Source organism: Halothiobacillus sp. (assembly GCF_028710545.1).
Taxonomy (GTDB): domain Bacteria; phylum Pseudomonadota; class Gammaproteobacteria; order Halothiobacillales; family Halothiobacillaceae; genus Halothiobacillus.
In genome coordinates this window covers 1-8,874 of the sequence record NZ_JAQTTX010000072.1, presented here as the reverse complement: position 1 = coordinate 8,874, position 8,874 = coordinate 1, and the positions used below count along the sequence as shown (strand labels likewise).

Here is an 8,874-nt window from a genome sequence, read left to right as displayed (position 1 = left end):
GCCAAGGAGCGATCCCAGCTTCATCCGGCGTTGATTGGAGCCAATGGCGGTGCGCTCAGCGAACAGGAAAAAATCAAACTGGCAGAAGGCATGCTGCGTGGACTCGGATTGATCGATCGGTTCGCCCGCATCATCTTGCTGGCTGGCCATGGCACTTCGACCACGAACAACCCGCATCGTGCGGGTCTGGATTGCGGCGCCTGCGCGGGGCAGACCGGTGAAGTCAGTGCGCGGGTGGCCGCGGCGCTACTCAATGAGTCCGCAGTTCGGCTCGGCCTGGCCGGCAAAGGTATTCACATTTCGCGAGATACCCGATTTATCGCTGCGCTTCACGATACCACCACGGATCAGATGTCCCTGCTGGATGTGCCGACCACAGGCGTTGATCCAGTAATTCTGAAAGCGGTCACGCAAGCGTTGGAACAGGCAGGAGAACTGACTCGACTTGAACGGTTGGTCACACTGGACAAGCAGGTTGATCAACAGTCGGCGGCGCGCCATGTCATTCATCGTGGCCGTGATTGGTCACAGGTGAGGCCAGAATGGGGTCTTGCCGGCAATGGCGCATTCATCGCGGCGCCACGCTGGCGTACCCGAGGTCTCGATTTGCATGGTCGTGCATTCCTGCATGATTACGATTGGCGCAAAGATCCCGATTTTGGCGTTTTGACCCTGATCATGACCGCGCCGCTCGTGGTTGCCAGTTGGATCAACCTGCAGTATTACGGTTCCACCGTCGATAATGAACGGCTGGGTTGTGGCAACAAGGTCTTGCACAACGTCGTGGGCGGGCTGGTCGGCGTGCTCGAAGGCAATAGTGGCGATCTGCGGATCGGCCTGTCGTTGCAGTCCCTGCATAACGGCGAAACCTGGCGACATGAGCCACTGCGGTTGAACGCGTTCATCGAAGCGCCCACCGATGCACTGGATCGAATCATTCAAGATCACCCCATGCTGCGCCAACTGGTGGACAATCACTGGTTGAACCTATGCCAGATTGACGAGGAAGGATCTGTCAAACGTCGGTTTGCCAATGGTGATTGGCGCGAAGAATAAGTATTGGGCACCTCAAAAAATCCCATGGAAGGAGAGGTGCGAGGTACTCATGGGTCTGGAGTGGAAACGATGCCCGTTTTAGTTGTCACCGAAGGCATACACCAGATTGACCGAAGTGAAGGTATCGGTTTTCTTCTTGTCGGCCGGGACATTCGTGTTGTGTTGAACGGTATAGGCAACCTTCAGCGCCATGGTTTTGGTCAGATTCACGCTCAGGCCGCTCACCGATTCGAGTTCCGTATTGGCCGCGCCGCCGAGCACCAGCAAGGTCTGTTCGAACTTCGCTGTCTCTGAAATCTTGTAGCTGAAATCGCCCTTGGCCAGACCGATCAGATTATTCTCGGCCGGCCCGTCCTTTAACTTGGAACGACGATAACCCGGGCCGGCTTCGACGCCCAAGCCCCCCCGGTCGGATACCCAGAGTTTATGCCCGAGGCCAGCGGCAATCGTGGCCTGATAACTGTAACCGGAGAAGGCATCATGACTTGCGCGCAGCGTATCGAAAGCATAGTTACGCGGATTGAGATCGTAATGAGTCGACAATTCTCCGACGGTCCGGTTAGCCGTTGAATTTCCATCTTCACTGGCTTGCAGGCTACTGAGCTTGAAGCGATGTGACCAAGGGCCGCTTTCGTACTTGAGCTGGAGTTTCCCATTGACGTTACTGGTCCGGCTATTGCCCGTGGACACGGATGCACCGAGTTCGGCGGAACCTGACCAGGATGAGGTTTTCTTGTCTGTATTCTCGGCCGCATGCGCCGTCGATAGAAGCAAAAGAGCTGTGCCCGAACTTACGAGGAAAATGGCTATGGATTTCCGATAAAACGGCATAAGAACAAACCTTGATTATGTTAAAAAAATTAATGGTATACATTCCAGGTGCCCATGAATACCTGAAAAGGCCTATAAAAATTAAGGATTAGGTGTGGGTTAGCGCGTAAATGGCGGGCGTATCACTTGAGATATGCGATGTTGAGCCAACTCGGCCAACTGGTTGCGGGTGGTGGGTTCGTGCGTGTCGATGGTTTCAAGCAGATAGACCTCTGCGATCAATCGGCGTGTGGCGAGTATGCGACCGATCGAGCCCAGAATATGGTCATTGTCGATATAGGCCGCTGATCGGGCGAGCCGGCCATCGGGCAACCGATAGCGAATGGCAATGGGGCGTACCGATGCCCGACAATCGATGGCGGTTTGAAACAGCCGGGCATGGAAGCGCTTCACCTTGTGGCCATCGGTCGTCGTGCCCTCCGGGAAGATCACGATATGTCGTCCGCTCGACAGACCTTCTGCGATGGCTGAACGAGCGCCTTCGCTACCCGACCCCCGTTGCATGAACAGCGTGCCCGCTGCCGCGGCGAGATTGCCTATGACTGGCCAGGATCGTACTTCCTGTTTTGAAACAAAAACGGTATGAGGCGCGAGACTGCCCAAAAGTGGGATATCCAGCCAGCTGATGTGATTGGATACCCAAAGCTGTGGCGCGTTTTCGGGCAAGCTGCCCTGCACATGGATTTCGATATTGAGAATCCGCAACACTTTCTCGTGCCAGGCGCGCACCAGCTCGGCCTGCCGTGCCGGATCGCGTTTATTTTGCCTGCGCGTGATGTAGATGCCGCGCAGTATATGGGCCACGAGGCGGGCGGCGCGAAGCGGAACCCACCACATGGCCGATCAGCGCACTTTGTGATGGGCCCGCACGGCGCGCCACGCGGCCAAACCATAGAGAAATCCGGATAGCAGCGTAAGCAGGGCGGCGATAACCAGCAACCAATAGCCGATTTGATAGACCGGCACCACGTCCCAGAGCGGGAACCAGTTCAGCATGAACATGATGGCGAACATCTGTGCCACGGTTTTGAGTTTACCGATTTGAGATACGGCGACGGCTGCTCGATTCCCTGTTTCCGCCATCCATTCGCGCAAGGCCGAAATGAATATCTCGCGCCCGATGATGACGATGGCTGAAAGCACCAGCAGAATGTCGCCGTTCGAATAGACCAGCAGCATGAGTGCCACAGCGACAATGAGTTTGTCCGCGACCGGGTCGAGAAAGGCGCCGAACGACGATTGCTGGTTCCAGCGCCGCGCCAGATAGCCATCCAGGAAATCGGTGGCAGCGGCGAGACCAAAAATCCAGGCCGAAAGTGGGCGAGCCGCATCAAACGGTGCAAATAAATAGACAAGCACCAGTAACGGTATCGCCGCGATGCGTAACCAGGTGAGAAAGAGCGGTAGCGTCATCGGGTCGTTTCCCTTGCTGTTTTGCTTGTTTCTGACAGCGTGATGCGATCAATGATTTCTGTGTTCTTGGAATCAAAACGTTCCAGCGTGATCACATCTGCATTGAGTGCAACCAGCCAGCCGTGGGTGGACCAGTCTCCCGTAACCACGCGCACACCCCCATCGACCAGCCGATGGATGGCCGGGCGGTGGGTATGGCCGTGGATCAGCACCTTGGCGCCTTGTGTCTGCATCAGGGTCGAAACGGCGCTGGCATTCACATCCATGATGTCTTCCGGCTTGCTGCTCGATTCGGTTTTGCTCCGGGCGCGCAATCCTTCGGCGATCGCAATGCGTTCGGCCAGCGGCTTGGCGAGAAAATCACACCTGAAAGCCGGAGAACGCAACTGCTGACGCATGGCCTGATAGGCGAGATCGTCCGTGCAGAGCGTGTCGCCATGGCAAAGCAGGATGGTTTCGCCTCGATAGGACAGCGGAAATATATCGGGCAGGTTTTCTGCACCAATTCGATCGAGCAGATTCTGCCCGACCAAAAAATCCCGGTTGCCCGCCTGAAAATACTTTTTGCAGGGCAGGGCGGATAGTTGATCAAGCGTGTGGCCGATCGCATCGGGCAAAGGCTGATCATCGCCCACCCAGTAATCGAACAGATCACCGAGAATATAAAGCGCATCCGCTTTGGCCGCACGGGCCATGAGCGCTGCGAAAGTATCGGTCTGCGGATTGGCCGGTGAGAGGTGGATGTCGGCTATGAGCAGAATTTCGGCCACTGGGGTCATTCCTTCAATATGCTTGATCAAGTTCTGGAATTAATCAGGCGGTAACGCGTTCTGCCGCAGTGATGATTACATCCTCGGCGGGCACATCGCTATGGCCATTACGGCGGCCGGTAGGCAGTGTCGCCATGGCATCGACGACCGCCAAGCCATCGACAACCTGACCAAATACGGCGTAACCATAACCTTGCGGGTTAGGTGCCGTGAAATCAAGAAAACCGTTGTCCTTGAGATTGATGAAAAACTGGCTGGTGGCAGAATGCGGGTCGCCGGTACGCGCCATGGCGATGCTACCGCGGACATTCTTCAAGCCATTATCCGCTTCGTTGGCAATCGGCGGCATGGTTTTCTTTTGTTCCATATCCGCCGTCATGCCGCCGCCTTGCGCCATAAAGCCCGGAATGACACGGTGGAAGATGGTGCCAACGAAATGGCCGCTATCCACGTAGGCCAGGAAGTTGGCGACGGTGGCGGGCGCTTTCTCGGCATTCAGTTCCAGTGTGATGGTGCCAAGACGGGTGGTGAGGGCGACGCGTGGTTGTGGGTTGCTCATTTACTTAATTACTCCAGATAACAAAAGGGATGTTTGGCAAGCAAGGACAGAACTCGCATACTGCACGATTGCTTTCCTACTTTTGGGTTGAGATTGCACGATAAAGTCGCAATCATACACGCAACATTTGGCCCTATTAACGAGAAAAGTCACATTATGCTGGTTATTTATGACTCCCACGCACGCGCCAAGCGTGAATTTGTGCCGATCAAACCCAAAACCGTGGGGATGTATGTCTGCGGCATGACGGTTTATGACCGCTGCCATATCGGCCATGCGCGGGTAATGGTTGTATTCGATATGGTCGTCCGCTACCTCAGGGCAAGCGGTTACGAGGTGCACTACGTGCGCAATATCACGGATATCGACGACAAGATCATCGCCCGTGCTGCCGAGAACAAGGAAAGCATTCGTAATCTGACCGAGCGTTATATCGAAGCCATGCACGATGACGCTGCGGCCTTAGGCTGCCTGCCGCCCTCGGCCGAGCCGCGCGCCACCGAATCGGTGGGCGATATGGTGGCGATGATCGAAAGCCTGATCGAGCGCGGCCACGCCTACCGCGCAGCCAATGGCGATGTGTATTTTGATGTCTCCACGTTTGACCGATACGGTGAACTTTCCAACCGCAATCCAGAGGATTTGCGTGCCGGGGCGCGCGTCGAGATCGACGAGGCGAAAACCGATCCGCTTGATTTTGTGCTCTGGAAGGCAGAAAAACCCGGAGACCCGAGTTGGGATGCGCCTTTCGGCCCCGGTCGGCCGGGCTGGCATATCGAATGCTCGGCTATGTCGACCCGCGCGCTGGGGCCGACCTTCGATATTCACGGGGGAGGGCAGGATCTGCAGTTCCCGCACCATGAAAACGAAATCGCCCAAAGCGAGTGTGCGACGGGCCATCATTACGTCAACTACTGGATGCACAACGGCTTTGTGCGGATCAACGAAGAGAAGATGTCCAAATCCCTGGGGAATTTCTTCACTGTCGCGGAGGTGATGCGGCAATATCACCCGGAAGTGATCCGGCTGTTCGTTTTGTCCAGTCACTACCGCAGCCCCTTGAATTATTCGGATCAGAATCTCGATGCGGCGCGCGCCAGTCTGACACGCTGGTACACGGCCATAAAGGACGTACCCCAAAATGGAATACCTATCCCGGCGGTTATGGCCCGTTTTCATGCGGTGATGGACGACGATTTCAATACGCCGGAAGCCTTGGCGATCGTGTTCGAGCAGATCAGCGAATTGAACCGCAGCAAGGACGCGAATTGTGCCGCGACGATACAGGCCATCGGAGAAATCCTGAACCTCGGTCAGCACGATCCGCAAAGTTTTCTGCAATGGGCGCCCGCATCACAGAATCAATTGAGCGACGAGGCGATTGAACAGAAAATCGCCGAACGTGCTGAAGCGCGCGCCAACAAGGATTTTGCGGCATCGGACCGGATTCGTGATGAACTCCTGGCCGCAGGCATCGTGCTCGAAGACAAGGCCGGGCAAACCACCTGGCGGCGCGGCTGAATACGGTCTGATTCGAACACTACTGTGGCAGGCTGCTACACTGCCACCCTGAGGGATCTCTGCACGAATCCATCCTTGGCTTCGTGCAGATACGCTCAGGCCGGATCACGCCCGGCCCGAGCTCCGCATTTCAATGACTTACGTCATTAAGCGGCAGGGCTTCCATGCCCTGCACGGGAAGGTCTGCATTTGTGCAGACCTTCCCTAAAAAATAATTCCAGATACCTGAACGAGCATTTATGAGCACGCCCAAACTGATCCGCCCCCAACATTCTGCAGACACCAACGCCGAAGGCTGTGTCTACCATTTGTCGCATACCGACCTCGACGGTTATGGCGCCCAATTCATGCTCAAGGCCGCTGGTGTCAACACGCGCTGCTTCAATGCCGATTACCGCGATATTCCGCTGGCGGTCGATAAAATCGTCGAGCAAATCATCGAAGAAGGCGAACCGGCCTCTTTGCTGCTCACCGACCTCAATCTCACGCTTGATCAGGCCGAGCAGATCGACAAGCGCATCAAGAAGCTGAAAGTCCCGACGACACTGCAATTGCTCGACCATCACGCCACTGGTGCAGATTGCGCAGCCAAATTCGATTGGTACTACCTCGATACGGAACGCTGTGCCACCAAGCTGGCGTTTGAGGCGGTTGCCGATCTGATGCCCGAAGATCAACGGGCACAGTATGCGCTGCGGGCCGATTTCGTCGATATGGGGGACCGCTGGCTGAAAGATGAGCCGTTGTTCCGCAAGTCTTTATATCTACTCGGATTGGTGATGCAGGATGACCATCTGGCCCCGCCGCTGGCGGATATCAAGCGCAGTTACCGCTTCCACGTGATCGAGCACTTTTTTCAGGCGCATGAACGCGGCGAGAATCTGGAATCGATCGAGCGCGGTCTGTATGACGTGCGCAAAAACTTCCTCGTCGGCCGCATCGACGCGCAGGATCTGAACAATCCCGAACTGCCGCTCAACGATAAATTCCACATTCTTTCCGCGTCCGTGCTCGATGAGACCACGGTGCCCATGCTCGATATCGACGGTGTGCGCACCGGGATTTTCTTCAACTGGCCGCATGACGTGTGGCGCGGCGTGATCATGGACATGATGGAGACACGCCATAAAATGGATATGGCAATCGGCGTTCGGGGCAATGGCAAGCTCTCGCTGCGGGCGAATCCCGGCGTGGATGCCGGCGCGATTTCGGCAAAATACTTCCGTGGCGGCGGCCATCCGGGCGCGGCGGGCGGTGAACTGCGGGATAATCGCTTGCGCGATCTGGATCATGCCGTGTCATCAATCAAGCAGACGATCAACCCAGCACCCCCCGTCGCAACGGCCAAGTTGGGCAGCATGATCACCATCCAGCCGCCAAGAAAAGGCGCCCAGAAGAAATAATGGGCTTCAACCTTAGCGGGTGCAACCGATGAGTACGGCGGTCATTTCTGCCCGTGGTCATGCCCGTTTGCAGGCAGAGCTCGATCACCTGTGGCGCGTGGAGCGTCGCCTGGTCGTGCAGGCAGTTTCCGAAGCCGCTGCTTTGGGCGATCGCTCGGAAAATGCCGAGTACATTTATGGCAAGCGTCGGTTGCGCGAAATCGATCGGCGCATCCGTTATCTGCAAAAACGGCTGGGTGACATCAAGGTGGTGCGGCAGCCGCCGACGGATGTGAACAAGGTTTATTTCGGTGCCCGCATCACTCTGCTTTACGCAGACGATCGGGAGCAAACCGTTTGCCTCGTCGGGCCCGATGAGATCGACCCGGCCAATCATCTGATCAGTATCGATTCCCCGCTTGCCAAGGCCGTGCTTGGCAAGGCGCTGGATGCAGAAGTTGTGCTCTACTTACCGAGTGAAACTGCCACGCCACGCCGCGTTCACGCTGAAATCATTGCCATCGACTATCCCTCAGAATTACATAGCGCCGTTCCATCCTGAAAGTTTCAGGAGGCGAAAATACAAAATTCGAATTTTGGCATGTCGAAAGTTTTTTCAAGTTGCCCATAGGTAATATTCCCTTAATCGTCCTGGTAATAAACTTTGAAATATTCGTGCGCCGCATAGTGGTGCAATGCCTAATATTTGCCGATCTTATATGGTGCAATGAGCATATTCACCATCTCTTTGTTCTTGTTTTAAGCCTTTTTCAATCAACTGGTTATTTTTAAATTTTTGTTGGCTCATCTCTTGCATTTGGTATTGTAAAGAAGCTAATTCCGGCAGTGAGAAATTCACCGAGAGCAATAATGGAAACCACGAAAAGCCCCAGTTACATACATAGCGGTTTTGATGAGATGTATGGCTTCGACGGTCGGGCGGCGCGTCCTCAGTATGCTGAGGTTGTTCGGCAGTTGACTTCCTTGCCTGCCGAGCAACTTGTGAACAAGCAACGTGACGCGGAATTATTGTTTCGGCGAATGGGAATTACCTTCGCTGTTTATGGGGCGAATTCTTCTGAAGAACGGCTGATTCCGTTCGATGTGGTGCCGCGGGTGTTTAGTGCCACTGAGTGGCGGCGATTGGAACTCGGTCTAAAACAGCGTGTTCGTGCGCTGAATATGTTCTTGCATGATATCTACCATGAACAGGAGTGTCAAACAGCGTCGAAAATTGACCACCCAACAGCGTCCAATTTTGACCAGGGTATCAGGCTGATTTCTTGCGCTGTTTGAAGCGGTAGGAGTCGTTGCCGGTTTCAAGGATGTCGCAGTGGTGAGT

10 protein-coding genes are annotated in these 8,874 nt (G+C 55.3%); 5 read left to right on the top strand and 5 right to left on the bottom strand.

What is annotated here, in order from left to right; genetic code table 11:
- Positions 1-1,056 (top strand): putative inorganic carbon transporter subunit DabA (locus tag PHD44_RS11595; protein ID WP_300191871.1); only part of this gene is annotated, 1,056 nt, incomplete at its 5' end.
- 78 nt (positions 1,057-1,134) lie between these two features.
- On the opposite strand, the gene PHD44_RS11590 is transcribed toward PHD44_RS11595, so the two are convergent.
- The 5 genes from PHD44_RS11590 to PHD44_RS11570 all read right to left on the bottom strand — a co-directional run bounded on the left by PHD44_RS11590 (position 1,135) and on the right by PHD44_RS11570 (position 4,629).
- Entirely contained in the window at positions 1,135-1,887 is a 753-nt protein-coding gene (locus PHD44_RS11590) for a YdiY family protein (protein WP_300191868.1), read from the bottom strand.
- A gap of 99 nt (positions 1,888-1,986) precedes the next feature.
- The gene (locus PHD44_RS11585; protein ID WP_300191865.1) at positions 1,987-2,724 is read right to left on the bottom strand and encodes a 1-acyl-sn-glycerol-3-phosphate acyltransferase; all 738 of its coding nucleotides are present in this window, start codon (positions 2,722-2,724) and stop codon (positions 1,987-1,989) included.
- A gap of 6 nt (positions 2,725-2,730) precedes the next feature.
- Positions 2,731-3,300: a CDP-diacylglycerol--glycerol-3-phosphate 3-phosphatidyltransferase gene (gene pgsA / locus PHD44_RS11580; protein WP_300191862.1), complete on the bottom strand. Its 570-nt coding sequence runs from the start codon at positions 3,298-3,300 to the stop codon at positions 2,731-2,733.
- On the bottom strand, positions 3,297-4,070 hold the full coding sequence (locus PHD44_RS11575; protein ID WP_300191859.1) for a UDP-2,3-diacylglucosamine diphosphatase: 774 nt from the start codon (positions 4,068-4,070) through the stop codon (positions 3,297-3,299). Before PHD44_RS11575 ends, pgsA begins: the two co-directional genes overlap by 4 nt.
- A gap of 43 nt (positions 4,071-4,113) precedes the next feature.
- Positions 4,114-4,629, bottom strand: a complete 516-nt coding sequence (locus PHD44_RS11570; RefSeq protein ID WP_300191856.1) for a peptidylprolyl isomerase — start codon at positions 4,627-4,629, stop codon at positions 4,114-4,116.
- Between the two features lie 156 nt (positions 4,630-4,785).
- On the opposite strand from PHD44_RS11570, the gene cysS reads away from it, so the two are divergent.
- The 4 genes from cysS to PHD44_RS11550 all read left to right on the top strand — a co-directional run bounded on the left by cysS (position 4,786) and on the right by PHD44_RS11550 (position 8,828).
- Positions 4,786-6,150 carry a cysteine--tRNA ligase gene (gene cysS / locus PHD44_RS11565; protein WP_300191854.1) on the top strand — a complete coding sequence of 455 codons (1,365 nt, stop codon included), beginning with the start codon at positions 4,786-4,788 and terminating at the stop codon, positions 6,148-6,150.
- Positions 6,151-6,389: 239 nt separating this feature from the next.
- Positions 6,390-7,553, top strand: a complete 1,164-nt coding sequence (locus tag PHD44_RS11560) for a DHHA1 domain-containing protein (protein ID WP_300191852.1) — start codon at positions 6,390-6,392, stop codon at positions 7,551-7,553.
- A gap of 28 nt (positions 7,554-7,581) precedes the next feature.
- A complete protein-coding gene (gene greB, locus PHD44_RS11555; RefSeq protein WP_300191849.1) occupies positions 7,582-8,094 on the top strand; it encodes a transcription elongation factor GreB in 513 nt (170 codons plus the stop codon).
- A gap of 308 nt (positions 8,095-8,402) precedes the next feature.
- Complete coding sequence (locus tag PHD44_RS11550) at positions 8,403-8,828, top strand: circularly permuted type 2 ATP-grasp protein (RefSeq protein ID WP_300191847.1); 426 nt, start codon at positions 8,403-8,405, stop codon at positions 8,826-8,828.
- Positions 8,829-8,874 lie beyond the last annotated feature (46 nt).